Source organism: Rohdeia mirabilis, assembly GCA_007750655.1.
GTDB lineage: Bacteria > Planctomycetota > UBA1135 > UBA1135.
Genome location: CP036290.1, coordinates 2,060,975 through 2,081,337, shown reverse-complemented (window position 1 = coordinate 2,081,337; position 20,363 = coordinate 2,060,975). Strand labels below are relative to the sequence as shown.

Annotated in this window: 15 protein-coding genes; 7 read left to right on the top strand and 8 right to left on the bottom strand. The window is 69.3% G+C overall.

What is annotated here, in order from left to right; all coding sequences use genetic code 11:
- Nucleotides 1-6 precede the first annotated feature (6 nt).
- Together Pla163_RS07815 and Pla163_RS07810 are read left to right on the top strand one after the other, a co-directional pair.
- The gene (locus Pla163_RS07815) at nucleotides 7-840 is read left to right on the top strand and encodes a methyltransferase domain-containing protein (RefSeq protein WP_145186122.1); all 834 of its coding nucleotides are present in this window, start codon (nucleotides 7-9) and stop codon (nucleotides 838-840) included.
- A gap of 82 nt (nucleotides 841-922) precedes the next feature.
- On the top strand, nucleotides 923-3,382 hold the full coding sequence (locus tag Pla163_RS07810) for a sulfatase (protein WP_145186119.1): 2,460 nt from the start codon (nucleotides 923-925) through the stop codon (nucleotides 3,380-3,382).
- 27 nt (nucleotides 3,383-3,409) lie between these two features.
- Here Pla163_RS07810 and Pla163_RS07805 read toward each other — a convergent pair whose 3' ends face one another.
- Entirely contained in the window at nucleotides 3,410-4,624 is a 1,215-nt protein-coding gene (locus Pla163_RS07805; RefSeq protein ID WP_145186117.1) for a S1 RNA-binding domain-containing protein, read from the bottom strand.
- A gap of 340 nt (nucleotides 4,625-4,964) precedes the next feature.
- On the opposite strand from Pla163_RS07805, the gene Pla163_RS07800 reads away from it, so the two are divergent.
- The 4 genes from Pla163_RS07800 (at nucleotide 4,965) to Pla163_RS07785 (ending at nucleotide 12,164) form a co-directional block, all read left to right on the top strand.
- Nucleotides 4,965-8,003, top strand: coding sequence for a hypothetical protein (locus Pla163_RS07800; RefSeq protein WP_145186114.1), 3,039 nt, complete (start codon nucleotides 4,965-4,967; stop codon nucleotides 8,001-8,003).
- A 154-nt stretch (nucleotides 8,004-8,157) separates the two neighbouring features.
- Nucleotides 8,158-8,787, top strand: a complete 630-nt coding sequence (locus Pla163_RS07795) for a GNAT family N-acetyltransferase (protein ID WP_145186111.1) — start codon at nucleotides 8,158-8,160, stop codon at nucleotides 8,785-8,787.
- Nucleotides 8,788-8,813: 26 nt separating this feature from the next.
- Complete coding sequence (locus tag Pla163_RS07790) at nucleotides 8,814-11,018, top strand: sulfatase family protein (RefSeq protein WP_145186108.1); 2,205 nt, start codon at nucleotides 8,814-8,816, stop codon at nucleotides 11,016-11,018.
- Between the two features lie 45 nt (nucleotides 11,019-11,063).
- Complete coding sequence (locus tag Pla163_RS07785) at nucleotides 11,064-12,164, top strand: GNAT family N-acetyltransferase (RefSeq protein ID WP_145186105.1); 1,101 nt, start codon at nucleotides 11,064-11,066, stop codon at nucleotides 12,162-12,164.
- Here the strand turns inward: Pla163_RS07785 and Pla163_RS07780 are convergent.
- From Pla163_RS07780 to Pla163_RS07765, 4 genes are all read right to left on the bottom strand, one after another.
- Entirely contained in the window at nucleotides 12,140-13,159 is a 1,020-nt protein-coding gene (locus Pla163_RS07780; RefSeq protein WP_145186102.1) for a polysaccharide deacetylase family protein, read from the bottom strand. The genes Pla163_RS07785 and Pla163_RS07780 overlap by 25 nt on opposite strands.
- A 114-nt stretch (nucleotides 13,160-13,273) precedes the next feature.
- Nucleotides 13,274-13,762 (bottom strand): hypothetical protein, encoded by a 489-nt coding sequence (locus tag Pla163_RS07775; protein WP_145186099.1) that lies wholly within the window; start codon nucleotides 13,760-13,762, stop codon nucleotides 13,274-13,276.
- A 13-nt stretch (nucleotides 13,763-13,775) separates the two neighbouring features.
- Entirely contained in the window at nucleotides 13,776-14,198 is a 423-nt protein-coding gene (locus tag Pla163_RS07770) for a PAS domain-containing protein (protein WP_145186096.1), read from the bottom strand.
- A gap of 28 nt (nucleotides 14,199-14,226) precedes the next feature.
- Entirely contained in the window at nucleotides 14,227-14,790 is a 564-nt protein-coding gene (locus Pla163_RS07765) for a hypothetical protein (protein WP_145186093.1), read from the bottom strand.
- Between the two features lie 225 nt (nucleotides 14,791-15,015).
- Between Pla163_RS07765 and Pla163_RS18915 the strand changes: the two genes are divergently transcribed.
- Nucleotides 15,016-16,908, top strand: a complete 1,893-nt coding sequence (locus Pla163_RS18915; protein WP_419186436.1) for a hypothetical protein — start codon at nucleotides 15,016-15,018, stop codon at nucleotides 16,906-16,908.
- 335 nt (nucleotides 16,909-17,243) lie between these two features.
- On the opposite strand, the gene Pla163_RS07755 is transcribed toward Pla163_RS18915, so the two are convergent.
- The 3 genes from Pla163_RS07755 to Pla163_RS07745 are packed head-to-tail and all read right to left on the bottom strand — an operon-like array spanning nucleotide 17,244 to nucleotide 20,352.
- Nucleotides 17,244-19,139, bottom strand: coding sequence for a hypothetical protein (locus Pla163_RS07755; RefSeq protein ID WP_145186090.1), 1,896 nt, complete (start codon nucleotides 19,137-19,139; stop codon nucleotides 17,244-17,246).
- Nucleotides 19,136-19,930, bottom strand: a complete 795-nt coding sequence (locus tag Pla163_RS07750) for a hypothetical protein (RefSeq protein WP_145186087.1) — start codon at nucleotides 19,928-19,930, stop codon at nucleotides 19,136-19,138. The genes Pla163_RS07755 and Pla163_RS07750 overlap by 4 nt, the downstream gene beginning before the upstream one ends.
- Nucleotides 19,927-20,352, bottom strand: coding sequence for a type IV pilus modification PilV family protein (locus tag Pla163_RS07745; RefSeq protein WP_145186084.1), 426 nt, complete (start codon nucleotides 20,350-20,352; stop codon nucleotides 19,927-19,929). Before Pla163_RS07745 ends, Pla163_RS07750 begins: the two co-directional genes overlap by 4 nt.
- Nucleotides 20,353-20,363: the final 11 nt, after the last annotated feature.

The window sequence follows — 20,363 nt, the reverse complement described above, 5'->3', positions numbered from 1 at the left end:
CGTCCCATGACCGCCGCCAAGTCTCCCACCCCCCACGGCTACCTCCACGGCTTCACGCCCGAGGAGCAGCAGCGCCTCTACCACCAGGCACGCTTCATGGAGCAGCGCGTGCACGAGGGGCTGCCCTTCGCCCGCTGTCGCCGTCTGCTCGAGATCGGCTGCGGGGTCGGAGCGCAGACCGAGATCCTGTTGCGCCGCTTCCCCGATCTGCACGTGACGGGCCTGGACGCGTCGGAGGCGAACCTCGAACGCGCGCGGAGCTACCTCACGTCCAACCCCTGCGCGCAGGGCCGGTTCGAACTGCACCTCGGCAACGCCGCCGACCTCGAGTTCAAGGGCGAGTCCTTCGACGGCGCGTTCCTGTGCTGGATCCTCGAGCACGTCGCGGATCCCGCCCGCGTCCTGTCCGAGGTGCGGCGCGTGCTGCGACCGGGCGCTCCCGTGGCCGTGACCGAGGTCCAGAACATGTCGTTCTTCCTCGATCCCTACAGCCCGAACATCCTGGCCTACTGGATGGCGTTCAACGACCACCAGTTCGAACTCGGTGGCGATCCGTTCGTCGGCGCGAAGCTGGGGAACCTGCTCCAGGCCGTCGGCTTCCGCGACATCCGCACGGACGTCGTCACGCTGCACCTCGACAATCGCGCGCCGGTCGAGCGCGCCGAGATGATCGAGTTCTGGACCGACCTGCTGCTCTCGGGCGCTCCGGGTCTGCTCGCGGCCGGCAAGGTCGAGCAAGCGGTGGTGGATGGCATGAGGAGCGAACTGCGCGCCGTGTCCCGCGATCCGAACGCGGTGTTCTACTACTCGTTCGTCCGTGCGACCGCTCGCTCCTGGTAGCCGACCGCCGACCGCTCGCGGCGACCACGGTTCCGAACTTCCCTCGGCGTCGCGCACGGACAGCCGAGCGACCGACCGTTCCATGTCTTCCGAAACGACCACACCTTGGGTTCGAGAGCGTCGCTCGCTCGCGCGTGGACTCGCGACGCTCGTCGAGATCGCCTGCCTGACGGCGGCCGCGCGCGCGGGCCTGTTGCTCGCGCTCGAGGAACGCCTCAGCGCGATCAGCCTCGACGGCGCGCTTGCCTCGGTCCTCTTCGCCGCCGGCACGGGGGCCGTCGCGGCCGCACTCGTGACGATCGCTCCCGGGCGCGTGCGCAGCGTCGCGCTCGTGCTCGCAGCACTCGCGATCTTCCTCGCGACGTTCGGCTGGCCGAGCCCCGACCAGGCCCTCGCGTTCTGGCCCACCGAAGGCACCGCGGTCGACGGACTGCGCTACGGGCTCTGTGGGGCCGTCGCGGTCGTACTCGCGCTGCGCCTCCTGCGCCCTCCGCGGTCGGCGCGCGTCCAGCTCGGGTCGGCGCTCGTCGCACTGGTGCTGGTCGGCGTCGTCGCGCCACGGGTCGCGCGACGGGCGGAAGCCCTGCGGCCCCCCATTCTCGACTGGCGCGTCCGCTCGAGCGTGCTCGAGTCCCCCGAGCTGTACCGCGTGCTGAAGAGCCACTCGAACCGACCCGTCGAGAGCGAGATCTTCACGACGACCACGGCCACCAACAAGAACGGAGGTCCGCGCCCCGCTCTCGTCATGACGCCCCCCTCGCGGGTGCGCGTCGAGATCCCGCCCGAGTGGGCCGAACTGGGCGCACGCCTCGACCTGGCCGCGGGTCTCGACGAGGACTCGTGGAAGGAGCTCGGCAAGCGCCGCGGCGTGCGCTTCACCGCCCGCGTCGGTGATGCGACCGTGTTCGAGCGCGTCCTGGTGCACCAGGACTACGCGGGCCCGCCGCTCGAGGAGTCGACCCACGTACGCGAGTGGCACGAGGGGCTCGTCGAGCTCGAAGGCGTCGAGGAGGTCGAACTCGAGGTCGCGCTCACGGACGGCAGCAGCGTCTCGAAGCGCTTCGTCGCGGGCTTCGCGAACCTGTTGATCGAGGTGCCCCACGAGCTGCGCCGCGCGCTCAACTCGCGCCTCGCGCCGTCGCTCGTGTTCGTCGTCATCGACACCATGCGCGCGGACGCCTTCGATCCGGCACTCGATGGCGAGACCCCGAACATGGCGGCCCTGGCCCGCCGCGGTACCAACTTCGAACGGGCCTACTCCGCCAGTTCGTGGACCTGGCCGTCCACCGCGTCGCTGTTGACCGCTCTCACGCCGCTCGAACACGGCGTCGAGGACTCGACGAGCAACTACCTCTCGGAGCGTTGGTCGACGCTGGCCGAACAGCTGCAGGAGAGTGGCTTCGCGACCGGTGCCTGGTCGATGAATCCGCTGGTCTCGCCGGCCAAGAACTTCGATCAGGGTTTCACGACGTTCCACGTGACCGACTGGGAGCGCGCTTCCACGGTGACCGACGACGTCTGTGCGTGGATCGAACAGCACCGGAGCGAACGCTTCTTCCTGTTCCTGCAGTTCACGGATCCGCACGGGCCCTACGACCCACCCACCGAGGTCCGCGAGCTGTACGGCGTCGAGGACCCCCAGGGCTACTCGCACGACGACATGGAACTGCTCATGCGCAAGGGGCGCGAGCGGAACGAGATCGAGCAGGCCCTGTGGCCGCGCTGGGTGGAGCACGCGCACGCGCTGTACGACCTCGAGGTGCACGACGTGGACCGCGCGATCGGTCGGATCGAGGAGACGCTGCGCGCCGCGGGCCTCGACGACCGCACCGTCGTGGTCCTGACGAGCGACCACGGCGAGGAGTTCCTCGAGCACGGCAGCCTCGGTCACGGTCCGCAGCTGTTCGAGGAGTCGATCCACGTGCCGCTGCTCGTCGCGGGTCCCGGCGTGCCCGCGGGCGTCGTGGACGACCGCGTGACACCGAACCGCTTCACCGCGCCGACGCTGCTGCGACTGCTCGGCGTCGAGGCCACCGGCAACCTCGTCGGGCCCGACCTGTTCGAGCGGGCGGGCGAGTACGAGTCGGTCCTCCTGTCCACGGCGATCGGGAACTGGCGCGGGGTCGGACGCCGCGACATCTTCGGGGTCCGCGAGGGCCAGTGGCTCTACCACCTGGGGATCGACCCGAATCGAGAGGGTCGTCGCAACGAGGCCCTGTTCGATCTGAGCGAGAGCCCGATCGCGACCGAGAACTTGGCCCGCGAGGAAGGCACGCGGTCGATCGCCGCGAACTTCCGCGAGCGCGTGGAAGCCTGGATCGAAGCGTCGGCCCTCGTGCGACCGAGTTCGTTCGGTGCCGATGCCACGACGCTCCAGTTCCTGCAGGAGATGGGCTACGCGGGCGTGGTCGAAGCGGGCGAGGACCGCGGATCCGACGGGCAGGAACAGGACGACGATGAAGCGTCCTCCGACGAGAACTCGACGACGCCGCCCCCCCGGGGGGGAGTCGACTCGCCCGCGGGCGCTGGCGGCGGGCACTAGCACCACCGCCGCGCGCCGCGCGCCCGCTCACCGCCGGTCGAATCCGCCGCCGGTGCGCAGCGCCTTGCCGATCAGTCCCGCGAGCCGGGCGTCGTGGACGCCGTGCTCTTCGTCCTCGTCGCCCGCGATCGTCAACGTGTCCTCCAACTGGAGGAGCCGGCCGTCCTCGTGACGCACGCTGACGTCGACGCGCCGCCGCGGGAAGTCGATGTGGATCACGCGCACGGGTACGGTCGCTCCCGTCCGCAGCTCGCGACATCCGGGTTCGAGCGGCGCCAACCCGTCGCGATCCGCGAGCGCGCGCAGTCCCCCGGGGAGGTCGAACCATTGCCCTTTCGGTGCGCGTTCCTGGGCGCGCGCGAGCACCACCGGATTGACTTCGCAGCGCGCGTCGAGCGCGTCGAGCGGATCCGTGAGCAACTGCTTGAGTCCGAGCGAGATCCGCCGCCCGCCGCGGTCGATCCGCAGCACCAGAACCTCGATCGTCGCACCGACCTCCACGTGCTCGGCGGGGTCGCGCACTCGACCGTGGGCGAGGTTCGAGATGTGCACCAGTCCGCGCAGACGCGGCCCCAGATCGACGAAGACACCGAAGGGCACGAGCTTGGCGACGCGCCCACTGACGATGCGGCCCGGTGAGAGGTCCGAGTGGACGAGCCCGCGTTCGCGCTCGCGACTCTTGGCGAGTCGCCGGGAGAGAATGATCCGCTGTCGATGCGCCTCGACCGCCAGGACCTCGCACACCATGCGGTGACCGACGAGGGCACGGGCCTGGACGCGACGACCGAGACCGAGCTGCGAGAACGGCATGAAGGCGTGGAGCTCACCGGCCCGCAGCTCGAGACCGAACGGGTGCGGCGCGAGGACGCGCGCCTCGACCAGGTCACCGACGCAGATCTCGCGCCACGTCTTCAGTGGCAGGACCCCTGGGCGTTCGAGACGCCACAGGCCCTCCTCGGTGCCGCGCAAGGTGTAGCGCTGCCTCGAGCCTTCGCTGGGCGCGTCTTCGCCCTCGGCCAGGCGCAGGACGCCTTGGAAGCGCGGCCCGAACTCCACGAACACGTCGCGGCCGTCGACCCCGACGACGGTGCCTGTGCGCATCTCGAGAGTGTGGGCCCCGCGCGGTCCACCTCCTCCCAGGTCGGCGAGAGGCGTCGCCGCTTCGTCGCCCTCCGGGGCAGGGGTCCGCGACGAGCGCAGAGCACGGCGCAGGAGCGAGCGCAGTTCCGGTTCGATGGGCATGTCCACAATCCCCCCTCGCGAGGAAGGTTAGCGTTGTCGGAGGGCTGCGCGGGAACCGCCGGCCGGAGCCCCCGTCGGAAAGGGTCCCATTCCGCGTTCCAGGCGCCCACGGGCTACACTAGGCGGGCGGAAGCCTTGGATGCGACCCACCCTGCCCACCGTCCTCCTAAGACCCGTGAACGTGAGAAAACACTGCGCCGCCTCCCGGTGCGACGAAACCGAGTGCGCGCCCCCCCCGCGCGTCGCCCCGGACCGGGCCGAGCGCTCGGCGCGGTGCATCGAGGGCTCCCCCACGTCCGCGCGGAGCGCTCCTGGAGCGCCCCTGATTGCGGCTGTATTCGTGACGGCGAGCCTCTTCGCCTCCGCTGCGAACGCACAGACCGTCGCGGCCCTCCCGGGACAGGCCGTCGACCTGTCGCGCACCGCGAGCGGCGATCTCTTGGTCACGACCGAGAACGGTCACGTGATCGAGGTCACGTCCCTCGGGGTCCAGACCGTCCTCGCGAACCCCGGCGACTTCGCGCGCCCCACGATCGCGAGCGTCTCGCTCGGCCCCGGCTCGGCGGCCGTGATCGACGACACGGGTTCGATCTACGAAGTGGGCACCGTGCCCGGCGTCCCGCAGCTCATCTACTCGGACGTCTACATCATCCGCGAGCCCACGGACCTGTCGATCGACGCGAACGGCGACTTCTGGATCGCCTGCAAGACGATCTCGAACAACACGCGCTGCGTCGCTCACGTCAGCTCCGACGGACAGCGTTGGTCGTACTTCTCGGTCGATCGCTCCCCCGCCGCCTCGGCACCGGACGCCCTGAGCGGCGGACTCGTGCTGAGCGACACCGGAGCCGGGCTCATCCTCCTCACGGCCGACGACGACGGCGCGCCCGTCCGCGAAGCCATCGGACCCGCGTCGGGCTTCCAGATCGGCCGCAGGGACGGCGACGTGGCGCTGACGTCCAACGGCGACATCTACGTGGCCTCGAACTTCGACGTCCTGCTGCACGACCGGATGGCCGGGACCACCGGGACGTTCATGACGTTCCCGGGCCCCGTTCGCGGACTGGCGTTCGCACCGGCGTCGACCGGCGGCGGCGACAGTCTGTGGGTCGTCGAGGGCAACGGACTGTCGAACCTGCGCGAGGTGTTGCTCGGAGCCACCGCCGCGAACGACGTGATGACACCGATCTGGCCCGTGCCCGGCACGGGCACCCAGCTCACGACCTACGGCCTGAACGTCAACAGCATCGTCACGGACCGCGACGGGCACCTGCTCGTGGGTGGCGACGTGTTCGGCTCCGTGGTGAAGATCGATCGCATCACCCTGCCCGGACTCGTGACCACCAACGTGGCCGACGGTGCGGACGGTCTGACGTCGCGTATCGAGGGGATGCACCTCGACCGCGACGGGACCATCCACGCGTTGACGCGCTTCGGGGCGATCCACACGGTCACCGAGACCGGCGGCGCGCCGATCGTCGGCATGACCTACACCGACCCGTTCGACCAGATCGTCGTCGGCAAGGACATGTTCATGGACCGGGTCGGCGACGCCTACGTGGCCGCGCGACAAGGCTGGAGCTTCGGCATCGTCGGCCGCCTCACGGCACCCGGGCAGTTCTCGTCGCTGGTGGCCCTGCAGGACACGCGCGGTGTGCTCCCGGACGTCTTCGGCCCGCGCGTCCTCGCGAACGAGTGGAACTCCACCGGCTTCGAGGGGACGGTCGGAGTGGTCGACGAGCAGAGCGGCCTGCTCCTGGATCTGCCGGGCTTCACCGGACTGAACCTCTCCAACCAGGAGAACGTCGGCGACGGCGACATGGTGATGGACGCCACCGGCCGGATCTACGTGGGCTGCGAGGACGAGTTCGCGGTGCGCGTCTGGAATCCCCAGACCGAGCGCGTCAGCCGCATCGGCTCCGGCTACCTCAACCGCGCGAGCGGACTGACCATCTCGCGCTCGACGAACCCGCTGACCAGTTCGACCGGCTTCAGCCTCTACGTCTCGCAGTGGAACCGCCTGCACGAGATCGAAGGGGTCCCGCCGCCCGCACCGCGCATGCTCGACCTCGACGCCCCCGGTGCCGGCAAGGTCCTGGGCTGGGTGCGTCCCGAATGGGGCCGGCCCGTCGCGCTGTGCTACGACCAGGCCGGCGCGCAGCTGGCCGCCGTGACGGACGACCTCAAGCTCGTGGGCCTTCCGCTCGACGGCAGCCCGGCCAGCCTGCTCGCCGATGCGACGTCCGGACTCACGGGCGACCTCACGGCCGTGGCGGCCGATCCGAGCGGCGAACTGCTCGTCGGCAACTCGGACGGGCTGATCTACCGCCTGTCGCCCCTGTCCGGCTACATGGCCTCCTTGGAGTTCGCCGACGGAGCCGACGAGATCGCGAACCTGGTGGACCTCGTGAACGACGCGGGAGCGGGAACCTTCCTCCTCGACGGAGCGACCGACCCGGACGGCGTCTCGCGGCTGTACGAACTCTCGAACGGCGTGCTCGAACCGGTCGCCATCACGTTCAACGGACGCGCGCTCGGACTCGACCCGGTGTCCGGTGACATCTTCGTCGCCCAGGGCGCCACGTCGACCTCCCCGGGCGAGGTGCTTCGCGTGCACATGGCCCCGTCGCCCGCACTCGTCAACCACTGGCCGTCGAACCGCTACACGGCGTTCGACGTGGACGACCTGAGCCGCGGGATCACGTTCGACGGCGACGGCAACCTGCTGCTCGCCTCGGCGCAGACCGGTCGGGTGACCAGCGTCGACCGCGCACTCCAGTCGCCGCAGGTGTTCGCCGGCAACTACGACGAGCCCACCGACCTGGTCGTCGCCCCGGGCCGCGTCGGGATCGCCGGACTGCTGGGAGCGAGCGTCTTCGTGCTCGACGGCTACTGCGTGTACGAGCACGGCATCGACGCCGCCGTTCCGGTGGTTCCGTTCTCGCGCACTCTCGATCCCGACCCGTTCATGGTGCCGGCGATCTACCAGTTCGGTCAGGTCCCGGGCAACTCCATCACGCTCGAGAGTCCGACGGACGCCGGCCTCCCGTTCCTCCTCCTGCCGGGCTCCTTGGGCCAGCTGAACCCGTTCGCCCTGGCGTCGCTCGGCAACGATCCGGGCGACCCGCGCGTGATCGCCCAGGACTTCGACCAGCTGTGGATCGACGCCGCCAGCGGGACCGTGCCCTTCCAGGCCTTCCTCGGTGTGTTCGACGGCGCCGGCGTGCCGATCGTGCCGATCCAGTTCAACGTGCCGAACCAACCGGCGCTCGTGGGACTGGACCTGCCGCTCGACCTGACCTGGGTCAGCCTCGACGCCCTGTCTCCGAACTCCATCCGCACGGTCGGCGGGACGACACAGTTCTTCCTCGGTCTCTAGGGACGCGAGGGGAGCGCTGCTCTCGTGGCAGCTCAGAAAGCACCGGTCCGTCCGCGGATCGGCCTGGATCCGGACAGCTCGACCGCAGGGGAAGAACACTGCCGCCGACCTGTCGACGTACTCGCGTGCTGCGGACGGCGGGTATGATTCTCGCGTGCTGTCCGGCCTGCGCAAGACCGCCAGCCGCGTCCGTTGGAACGTGGTCTGGGACACCTACGACGTCTTCGTGCGCGAGGTCCGCGACGGGGACGACGTGTTCAACGCCCCCGACGGCTACTCGTTCCACTTCGGTACCCGCGACGACGTGCTCGGCTGCGACGTGCACCACACCGAGCTCGACGCCACCGACCGCGCCCACGGAGCGGAGCGCCTCGGTCTCGAGCACCGGGTGGTCGTCGCTCGCTTCGACGGCACGCCCGTGTTCACGATGTGGGTCAATCCGCGCAATCTGAACGTCCCCCACTACGTCAAGCGCCAGCTGCACCCGCACCAGGTCTTCATCTACAAGGCCTTCACCAGCCCCGAGCACCGCGGGCGCAAGCTCTACCAGGCGGGCATGCGCTTCGTCCTCGCCGATCTCGCCGTCCGCGGTCTGACCGAGGTCGTGGGCTATGCGGCGCGCGCGAAGAAGATCTCGCGCGCGGGTCTCGGTCGACTCGACTTCCGCACCGTCGGTTCGTTCAAGGGCTACGGCTACGGACGGCCCACACTCGTCCGCGAGTCGAAGGACCTCGTCCGCGCCTTTCCGATCAAGGTCGCTCGCACCGACCTCGGCCTCACCTGAGCCAGTCCTCCCCACTCGAACACCTGATGGGACCCTTGCGAACGATCGTCCTCCGCTCGACCGGCCTGGCCTGGTGCCTGGGTGGCGCCCTGGCCGCTCGGCACCTCTCGACGGTGAAGCACGTGCGCGAGTTCCAGGCGGTGACCGCGGAACCCGCCGGCGCCGCGGAGCGCATCAGTGCCTGGTTCCAGCGCACGACGGTCGAAACGGTCGGGTTCGGTGTCGTGGCGGCACTCGCCGGACTCGTCGCTCTGGCCCTGGCGCGCGGGGATCGGCGCCGCACCTTCGGCACCTTCTTCTGCCTGGTCGGCGGCCTGTGGGCCTGGGTGCGCCACGGCGCGTACTACGCCGAGGAACTGATCCCTTTCCTGAGCCCGAGCCAGCTCGCGGTGCTCTCGCTCGTCGGTTGGGGTGCGGCCGGTGCCGGCGCACTGGTCGCCGCCGGCATCGCACGCCGCCTGCCCTACGCCAAGGGGGCGAACGAAGCGCTGACCGGACTCGGCGCCGGCCTCGTCGTGGCGCTGGGCTCGGAGCTGTGGCGCGCGTCGGTCGCAGCTCCCGGCGGCAGCCTCAAGTCGGTCACGTCGATCGCGATCCTCGCGGGCGTCGCCCTCCTCGCTCCGCTGGTAGCCGCACCGCTCGGAGCACTCCTGCAACCGCTCCGCTCGCTGTTCCCCGCCTCCGACGGCAGCTCGCGCGCGCACTGGCTCACGGGCCGGGTCCTGCCAGCTCTGGTCGTGCTGACCGTGATCGTCGGAGCGGGTCTGCGAGCATCGACCCCGGCACTGCCGGCCCCGGTCTACCCGCGCCTCGCGAGCGCGCGGCCGGCCCCTGCCGCGGACGACCGCGCGCCGCGCAACGTGGTCTTCGTCCTGATCGACACGCTGCGCGCCGACGCCCTCGGGTGCTACGGCTACGAGCGTCCGACGTCGCCGCGCATCGACGCACTCGCCGCGGCAGGCACGGTCTTCGAGGACGTCTCGAGTCCGGCTCCGTGGACCAAGCCCTCCACCGCATCGGTCCTGACCGGACTGTGGCCCTCGCGCCACGGCGCGCTGAAGCACGGATCACAGCTGCGGACCCCGGAGGGCATGACAACGCTGGCCGAGGAGTTCGCCGGGGCAGGCTTCGCCACTGCCGGCTTCGTGTCGAACCCGAACGTGAAGGCGGACTTCGACTTCGACCGCGGCTTCGACGAGTTCTTCGACAAGCCGGTCGACGACACGACCGCGCAGGCGGCACTGCGTGACTCGATCTTCGGACGCCTCCTCATCGCCGTCACTCGCCACCAGTTCAACTGGAAGTACGCGAACGACATCTTCGCGATGAATCGGCACGTCGAGTCGTGGCTGCGCACCAACGCCGACGAGGACTTCTTCCTCTACGTCCACTACATCGACCCGCACACGCCCTACGCGCCGCCCGCGCGCTGGCGGCGTGAGTTCGCCCAGAACCACGACGGCTTCCCCGTCCACAACGAGCGCCGCCAGTTGGTCGGGCGCGACCTCTACGACGCCGAGGTCCGCACCAGCGACGAGGGGCTGGCGCAGATCCTCGACCTCCTCGACGAACTCGGGATCGCGGACGAGACCCTGATCGCGATCACCTCGGACCACGGTGAGGAGTTCAACGAGAAGGGCATGTTCGAGCACGGGTACTCGATCTACCAGGCCGAGGTGTTCGTGCCCCTGATCCTGAACGGCCCCACGGTGGCCGCCCAGCGCGTCGACGTGCCCGTGAACACGGTCCAGCTCCCGGCGACGCTGCTCGATCTGGCCGGAGTGCGTCCGTCGGGCTCCCCCCCGAACGAACCTCTCGTCTTCGGTGATGCTCCGTCGCTCGGTCCGTGGGCGCGCGGTGGCGCCGCCAGTGAGGGCGCGAAGAACTTCGTCGAGAACGAGTTCAACATGGGCCAGGCGCCCGTTCCGGACTTCATCCACCAGGGGATCCGCGAAGGCTCCTGGAAGCTGATCCTCACGGAGAAGAGTCGTTTCCGACCGATCGACACGTACCCGTTCGAGGAGCTCTACGATCTGGCCACCGATCCGGGCGAGACGCGCAACCTGTTCTACGACGAAGAGCAGGAGGATCGGGTCGAACGGATGATGGGCCGACTCAAGGCGCACCGCACGTTCCTGGAATCGATGGGCCTGCGCGACGGGGCGACCAAGGATCTGAGTGCGGACGAGCTCGAGATGCTTCGTATGCTCGGCTATCTCGAGGACGAGTGACGCCGTGTCACTGTCCTCCACACGTTGCCGGCGCCGAACTCGACCGTGAACCGCACCACTGGCCTGCGCGTCGAACGCGTCGTCGGACTCGACGCACTCGAGCAGCTGACGCCGGAGTGGACCGCGCTCCTCGAACGCTCGGGGCTCGACCCCTTGTGCAACGGACCTGCGTGGGTCCTGAGTCACGCGCGCGCCTTCTGTCCACGGGGCGAGGTGTTCGCGCTGGCGTTCATGAGCAGTGACGAGTTGGTCGGACTCGCCACGTTCAAACGCGAGCCGAAGCGCAGTGCCTTCGCCGCCCGCAGGCTCCAGTTCCTGGCCGACGGCAGCTACGACACCGACTACCAGGACGTGCTCTGCGTCCCCGGCCAGGAAGCGTCGGTGGCGACGGCTCTCCTGGACGCCCTCGCGACGGAGCGGCGCTGCTCGGTCCTCCTGCTCTCGATGGTGCGGGCGGATTCCACCTTCCTGGCCGCGCTGCGAACGGAGTTCGAGCGGCGCGGCCTCCCTGTGCGAGAGACGCGCGAGCTCGCCGGCGCCATGGATCTCGCGGGGACGTTCGACGACTACGTGGGCAGCCTGAAGAAGCGCATGCGCAGCAAGGCACGCCAGGCGCTGCGGCGCGGCGAGGAGGGCGAGCTTCAGTGGTACGCCCCCACCGACGCGCTCGAACCCTGGCTCGCCGAGCTGTGGGACCTGCACGCACAGCGCTGGGAGCGCGCGGGCCACGCCGGTTCGTTCGCGGACGAGCGCCGACGCGCCTGGTACCGCGACCTCCTTCCACGCGAGGCGGCCGCCGGAACCTTGGCTCTCGCTCGGCTGCGCCGCGACGGACGCACGATCGCGGTGCAGTACGGGCTCGTTCGCGCGGCGACCTACTACCAGGTCCAGGAGGGCTACGACCCAGAACTCGAGTCCGAGCGCCCGGGTTCACAGCTGCGCGCCCTGATGATCCGCGCGCTGCTCGAGCGCGGCGTGCGTCGCTACGACTTCATGGAAGGCTTCACGCGCCACAAGGCCGACTGGGGAGCACTCGAGGTGGAGTGCCGCACGCTGTCGAGCCCCCTCCCGGGTCGCCCACTCGCGCGCCTCGTGTTCGCGGCCAAGAACGCCGTCGATCGCTACCGCGGCGCCAGCTCGTCGTAGAGGCCCGAGTAGGACAGGGCGCGTCCACGAAGTTCGCCGAAGAAGAAGTCCAGGTAGCGCCGCGAGCGATCCAGGAAGGCGTCGCGCTCGGCCACGGTCCGCGCGTACTCGGTGCAGCCGGCGGTGACGGTCGGCGAGTGGAAGTAGAACGTGAACGTCCGCTGTCCGCGACCGTGCAGGGCGCGCGTCAGTCGAACCATGTCGGACAGTTCGTGGCCCTCCGGCGACAGCCGCGAGCGCTCGAGCAGGTGGAGGCGCGAGAACACGGCACCGACCTTCAGGCGTTCGAGCGTGCGGCGGCGCACGAGCGGGTAGAGCGAAGGACCGCCGCGGCGCAGTCCACCCAGGTACGCCCCGGTCACGGGCACCTCGAGCAGCCGCTCGGTGCCCTCGATCCAGAAGGGAGCGGCCCCCACGCCGGCGAAGTCCGGTCCGCCCTCGCTCCAGTAGTTGAACGGCGGCGCGGCGCTCGCGTCGATCTTGAAGCCCAGACGCTCGAGATGCCCGAAGGTGTGCGCCGCGACGCCGAAGCGACCGGCCTGGTAGACCAGCGGTCGCATCCCGGTCGTGGCTTCGATCTTCTCGACCAGCGCCGCCAGCTTTCGGAACTCGAGCTCGGGGTCCAGGTTCCCTGGGAACGAGTTGCGATCACCGACCGACTCGTCGTGCGGCGGATTGACCCACGGGTGCAGGTGCGCGCCGACCTCGGCCGACCCCTCCTCGATCCACGGACGGAACGCGTCGCCGCGCTGCTCCGCGACCGGGTAGTCCAGGGCGTAGGTCGGCACGACGCCGTACTCGCGCAGGACGTCGTGGATGAGGTGCAGGTCGTCGATCGCGCGCGTCGACGTCTGGGCGCGCGAGAACGGAGCGCTCCAGTCGAACTCCTCCTCCGTGGCGATCAGCGCCAGGAGCACCGGACCGCCCAAGCGCTCGGTCGCGGCGGGCTGGCCACGGAACTTCAGCGCACGGCACGCGTGGTTCTTGGGAGTCACGGAGAGGCGAGGCGCGAGCGGCCCGGAACGATGGACGCGGACCTTGTTCGGGTCGAAGGAACGGACGGGTCCGAGGAGAACGAGCAGGAGTCGACCCCCCGCAGGCCCTCGATTCTATCTCACGAGTCCGCCCCAGCGCTCCACCGCACGGGCGCCGTCGATCGTCCGCGCCCCTCGCAGCGTCAGCGCCAGAGCAGTGGCGAGGTCGAGCGCCCAGAGCTCCTCGACACGGAGGTCGCGCGGCTGGGCTCGCACTGCGGCCAGCGCACGGACGACGTCCTCGGGCGTGGCCTCGCCCTCGGGGAGCCAGCCGCATCCGTCCGTCGCGCGGACCGAGCGCCCCTCCCACAGCTCCGCGAGGACGTGGACGAGTTCCGCCATCGCGTGGCCTCGGAGATCGCCGCCGGACGCGCTCGCGGACCAGCCGCGCCTGTGGCAGTGGACCGCGGCGTAGAGCGCGGCTGCTGGGAGCGCCCCCTCGTCGCACAGGAAGAGCGGCTCGCCCCGACCGCGCAGACCGTCGACGACCGCCTCGCGCAGCACGGCGAGCGTCGCCGCGTCGGTGCCCGAGGCACCGCCGCGGATCGAATCCTGATCGGACACGCGCGGAACCCGCTCAGACGCGGGAGATGAGCACCCAGTTGGTACAGGTGACGCTGTCGCGGAACAGGTGCACCTTCACGTTCGTCGGCTGCATCCGATAGGTGAACGTGTACGGGAACAGGTGGTTGAGCCGATTCTCGGCGAGACCGCGCTCGAACAGGCCGCGGAAGAGTGCGTTGTTCGTGCACGGCGCGATGTCGCGGAAGAAGTGCCTGCCGATCGCGTCCTCGCTCGCCAGGCCGGTCAGACGCGACTCGTAGCGGTTGTAGCTCTCGACGAAACCGTGGTCGTCGATCTTGACGACGCCGAACTCGAGTTCGTCGAGTTCGGCGTCGCTCATGTCCGCCAGTAGACCGAGCGCGGGTGAGATCCGCAGCTCCTCGCGCTCGGCCATGCGAGCGGCGTGCTCGTGGAGCGTTTCGTAGATGGAGCTCATGGCTTCGGTCGGGTACGAGCGGGCTCGATCAGCCGTTGTTGCACTCGAGCTTCCACTGACCGCCGTGGAGGCGACCGGTGAACGTCACCTTCGAGTTGGTGAACACGTCGCCGAGCTGCTCGGCCATCGTGCGCAGGTCGTTGGCGACGGTGAAGGCGTCCTGGACGGTCTCGGACGAGGTCACGTTCGAGGAAACGTCGTTGGCCATGTCGATGGCGTCGTCGATGGCGTTCTCGACTTCGAAGTCTTGGTCTTGCATGGGATCGTGGGGTCGGTGGTTGTTGGAGCGGAAGTTTCGGAGCACGTCCTTGGCCTCTTCGAGCGAGCCCGCGTCGACGGACAGGAGGAAAGCCTCCCGTTCGGCGACGAGCTGGGCGAGCTGGATGCGCAGGTCATCCGTCTCGTCCAGTCCGGGCAAGTCGTCGTTGGCCACCTCGAGGTCGGCGATCCGAGCGTTCAGATCGTCGATCAAGCTGAGGATGTCGTCCGTACTGGACGAGCCGAGCTCTTCTTCGAGGCGCTGCTTCTCCGCGTACAGGACGCAGAGCTGCGCCTCCACGCTGCTCATCTCGAGTTCGTGTCGTTCGGTCATGTGGGGAGCCGGGGAGCGATTGGTTGGAGAGCGCTTCCCGACGCCCCTTCGTCGATGCGCCGAGCCCCCGCGACTGAGCCAAAGCCGAAGAAAACGCGAGCGGGACCGAGCGTTCGGGCTCGGACCGGGCGAGCGCACGGGAGACCGGAACTCCCCGCCAGATTTGGCTCATCCCCCCGCCGCGGGTGCCGATGACACGGTTCGCCCCTCCCCTGTCACTCCCCAATGACCCCCATCCTCCTCGGGACACTCACCCTGGCCACCCTGGCCCTCGGCGGTGCGTTCGGTGCCCTCGTCACCGCACGGATCGAGCGCCGCCGTCGTGAGGCCGACCTCGACCAGGCCGTGCTCGAGCTGCTCGGCGACGTGGAGGAACGGCTGGGCGCACTGATCGGCGCCCTGCCACTCGGTGCGTCCGGGGACGGGGGCGCCCCCGGCCCCGCAGGCGACCTGCTCGAAGCCGAGGGCGACGACGATCTCGCCGAAGTGGCCGAAGGCGCGGCACCAGAGCTGCTCGAGGACGCGGAACTGAGCGAGGCTCCGTCGATCGGGGAGCTCCTGGCGCGCATCGACGAGCGCATCGCCGGCCTCGAGCGCAGCACCCCCTGGCCCGAGGAGCGCCTCGTCGAGGCCCTCGACGCCTTGTCCCGTCCGACCTCGCCGTCCCGGACGAAGAAGGTCGACGGAGCGGGCGACACCGACTTCGACACCGACTTCGACACCGACTTCGACACCGACTTCGAAGAACCTGAGGTGTCGGGTGCGGCGCTGTTCGACGAGCCGGAGGACGCGGACGTCCTGCTCGCCGAAGTGGACGGGGTCGACGGCGACGAACCGCTCGCGCCCTTCGACGAGGACGGGGACGTCGATGCGCTCGTCGCGAGCCTCCTGGAGCAGGACGCGTCGGGCGAGACGCCCGCGTTCGACGCGCAGGACTCGGACGCGCTGGACGAGTTCGAGACGACCGAGTCCGAGTCGGTCGCTGCAGTCGAAACGCACGAAGCGATCGAGGCGATCGAGGCGATCGAGACGATCGAGACGATCGAGACGAGCGAGACGATCGAGGCGATCGAGACGAGCGAGACGATCGAGGCGATCGAGACGATCGAGACGATCGAGACGATCGAGGCGATCGAGGCGATCGAGGCGATCGAGGCGATCGAGGCGATCGAGGCGATCGAGGCGATCGAGGCGATCGAGGCGATCGAGGCGATCGAGGCGATCGAGGCGATCGAGTCGATCGAGTCGATCGAGGCGATCGAGGCGATCGAGTCGATCGAGTCGATCCCGCTGGACGACGCTCTCGAGCCGGACGCCGGCGACGGGGCCGAGACCACCAGCGACGTCCTCGTCGCGTCCGACCAGCCTCTCACCGAGATGGACACCGTCTCGGACGTGGCCCAGGAGGATCCGACCGACGACGTCGCGCTCGACGGGTCGACAAGGGGCGAGTCGGACCACCCGATCGGGCCCGCACCGGTCGCCACCGCCACGGACAGCACTGCCCCGAAGGACGCCTCCGCAGCGCTCGAGCAGGCGCTCGATACCGAAGCCACGCCCACCGCTCTGGACTCGGCACAGGCCGACGACGTGCGAGCGGAACTCGACGCCGATGGGGCCATCCCGTCGAGCGACGACCCGCTGGCCGCGGACGTCGCGGAGCCGCCCGTGGCCAGCACGGATCCCGCTTCCAGCGCGGCGCAGGACGTCGACACGAACGACGACACGAACGACGCCGAGGCCCTCGAGCCCGAGCCGCTCGCCGCTGTCGAGGTGCTCGAAGGGGCCGGCGCGGACGCCGAGGGGTCCGCACGGGATCGCGCCGAACAGCGCGCCGTACTCGACCTCGACGTCGAAGCCGCTCAGGGGCTTCTGCCGTCGTCCGACGCCGCGGACCAGCGGCCGACGTTCGACTCCCAGGGACTCGAGGACCGCGCCGCAGGGCGGGCGCCGCAGGCGAGCACCGCTGCGAGCAAGGGATCCCTGGGGACCGCCCACGACGCGGTCACCGCCGTGACCCGGCTGACGCGCCGGCTGCAGATCAAGGGCATCGACCGCGCGACGCGGGAACGGCTGCTCGCGGAGCTCGAGACCGCCCTCGAGCGCTTCCGCCACTGATCCCCAAGAGCGCTCGACGCGTGGCGCGCTCGCACGAGCACGCTCGCGACGCGATCGGCGGCGCGACTCGGCGGCGGAGACGCCGACGCAGTGACATCGCCACGGTGGCCGTGTGCCTCTGCGCGACCGCGGTAGGCGCTCGCCCCGTGGAATGCGTTCGAAGCACCCGTCGCGGGCCTCCGCTGCGGGACCTGGATGCACGAGCGAGGGGCACCGATCCACGGCCCGTGGATCGGTGCCCCTCGCGCGGGCGACGCCCGAGGGCGCCGGTGGGACCACGCCCCCGGATCACGGTGCGCTCGTGCGATCGAGCACCCGTGGGCCGGCGGCTCTGGTCAGTTGCTGCCTGGCAGGCGTCCCGCCCAGTCCGCGACCTCGAGTCCGACCACCGCGAAGGGCGAGAAGGGCGGGAGGTTCGCGAAGTTGTTGAAAGCGGTGTCGTAGTTCCAGACGCGCTTCGGCGCCTGGTAGCGATCGTCGCCGTAGATCCACTCGCCGTCGCACAGCACGCTCTGCCACGGACAGACCAGCGACCCCGTGATCTCGGCCGTCTTGTTGCTCCACTTCTCGTGGAAGCGCGGCAGGTTCTCGAGTCCACCGTTGTAGGTGTTCGTCGCCTTGTCGCTCTCCTGGTTGCCCGTGATGATCCCCATGTTCCAGGTCGTGTCGTCGGCGGAAGGCAGGTTGCCCTTCGTCTTCGAGTTGTCCCAGGCGTTCGAGAGCAGGTTGACGGCATCGCCGACCACGGATGCGCCCTTCTTGGCCACCGTGTTGTAGTCGCCCTGGACGTACACCGCGCCTTGCGAGACCGCGGTCAGAGGACCGGCGAGTTCGCTGCCGTTCTTGAGCAGCAGTCCCCCACACTTCACACCGCCGTCGGCGTCCAGGTCCGCTGCGTACAAAAGACCGTTGTAGGGGAAGTAGCCCGAGCTGTTCAGCAGGTCCACGTCCACGACCGCCACCTGAACCTCGGCGCCGGTGTCACCGATGTCCTGACGCGCGTCGTAGATCATGTCGGTCGAGACGGCGCCCGTGGCCGCGATCGCCGTCGTGATGTCGTTCCCCGCGTAGTCGTAGGCCTTCCAGGAATCGTCGGGCTGGACCATGATCGTCAGGCCCGCGGACTCGTGGAAGAAGCCAGGGCCGTGCGTGCCCGTACCGGGGCCACCGGCCGCCGGAACGATCAGGCCCGTGCCGCTGTCGATCTCGTAGTCGCCTCCGGTCGCCTCTTCGTAGGCGCTGATGGACTCGATCTCCGGCGTGATGGCCTCACCGATGCCGTGCTCGCCCGTCAGAACGGTGTAGCCCGTCGTCCCGGTGTAGCCCGACGGCGAGCCCCAGTTGTCCAGGGCACCCGCGAGGAACGGCAGGAAGTCTCCGACATCGTCGAAGTCCCCGTCGCCGTTGGCGTCGTGACCGGTCGTGAAGTTGCTGTCGTAGCCACTCGTGTTGGTGATGCCGATCGCGGTCAACTCGCCCTTCGTGGCCATGTCGACGTAGGTCTCGGGCTCGGACGGATCGAACGGGTTCTCGACGTAGCGGCGGATCTCCACCGTGCCGTTCGAGGCCGCCAGGTTCGTCTTGCGCCCGCGATACACGTCGCCGTTCGCACGCAGGTAGTTCGTGTTCATCGTCAGCGTGCTACCGTTGGGGCTCATGTAGATGTCCCCGTTGCTGTGCACGCGACCACCGATCTCCATGTTCGGACCGTTGCTGATCTCGAGGTCGTCCGTGTAGAAGACCGCGAACTGGAAGACGGGCGTCGCCGCCGCCGCGACCAACATGCTGCGCACCGAGACGCTGTCGCCGATCGTCGCCTGGGCGGTGATCTCGAGCGGCAGGTAGTACGTCAGCGTTCCGGTCGCGTCCCAGCTCGGCACGATCTCGACCAGGTCGATCGACTTCACCCAGTAGGTGTGGTCGACGCCGTCGATCTCGGTCGTGTACTCGATGTGCTTTCCGGCCGGGAAGAAGTCGTCCCACTCCCAGTTGGCGAGCTTGGTCTGCACCTCGCGCTTGGCGGACTGCAGGATGCCACGCGCCAGGTACTCGGCTTCGGTCTCGTAGCGAGCCGTCTGGCTGGCGCGGTCCTGGGACGACGCCAGCACGACGCTGACGGCGACCAGTGCGCCCGTGGTGAACATCGTGATCACGGCCGAAGCCATGGCGAGACCGGCCCGTTCGCGGTTCGAATCAGGCGGCCAGGTCGAGAGATGTTTTCGAACGATCATGTGGACGCTCCGTTGCGCATGCGCACGGTTGTTTCCGCGCGGTACCTGTAGGCGTGCCCGTTGTCGTCGAACAGCATCAGGTGCAGTTCGACGCGTACGGCATCGAGGGGGATCTGGAATCCGGTGTCCTGTGAGTTCAGGAATCGGACTCGTTCGACCCCGCGCGCCACGATGCGCTCCGAGGTGTTGCCCTGCCGACGGATCAGGACGTTGTCGCCCGAGAGATCCGTTTCGAGGGTGTAGGAGATCGGCTGAGCATCGTCCCAGACGAGCTGGCCGTCGACGATGTCGGCGATGTCGGGCACGCCGTCCCCGTCCACGTCGGCGGGGTGCAGCATGACGATCTCGCGGTTCACGCCGAAGTCGTCGCGACCGGCCTTCGAGTTCTCGAGCGCCGGGTCGTGTGCGATGAGGTCGTAGGTGTCGTAGTCCGGATCGATCGCGCCGTCGTCGAAGAGCAGCGGGTACGAACGTCCGCCGGCGGAGATCAGACCCGAGTAGGACAGGTCGTCGACGATCGAGTCGATGGCTCGACGCGCGTACTCCTGGGCGCGATCCTCGACCCGTGCGTTGAGAGCTCCGGACCTCATCGATCCGAGCGTCTCCACGATCGTGCCGGTGAAGAGCAGGAGAACGAGGCTGCTGATGGAGAGCTCCAGCACCGTGAATCCGGACCGCGGTCCGCAGCGGCGGCGGCCGAAGGGCCAGCGCAGCGCGGCGTCGTTCGCGGCGCGCACGTTCCCGGCGTTCGCAGGTCCGCTGTGCGCCAGTGCGTCGTTCGTTCGCTTCATTGGCTCAGTGCGGTCACGAGTTGCAGGTCGCGCTCGCGGCCCTCGAAGTCGACCCAGGTGCACTCGAGAGCGATCTGGAGGATCGGCGGCACCACACCGCCGACCGTGTAGTTGGGATAGCGCGTGACGATCGTCTGACCCGTCAGGTGCAGATCCTCGAAGGCCGCGATCGACTGATCGGGCAGGTACGGGCTCTGTGGATGCTCCACCAGGAACTCGGGAGTCCTCGTCAAGAGATCCTCCATCGCCGCCCGCAGATCGGCGCTCGCCGTCTGCGTCTCACGACTGGAGCGCATGAGCTCCATGGAGCCCACTTGGCTCGAGAATGCCGCCATCACGCCCACCGTCAGGATGGACATGGCGAACATCAACTCGAGCAGACTGAATCCGGCTCGCGAACGAGCCCTTCCCCGGTTCCTCATCTCAGTAGTCG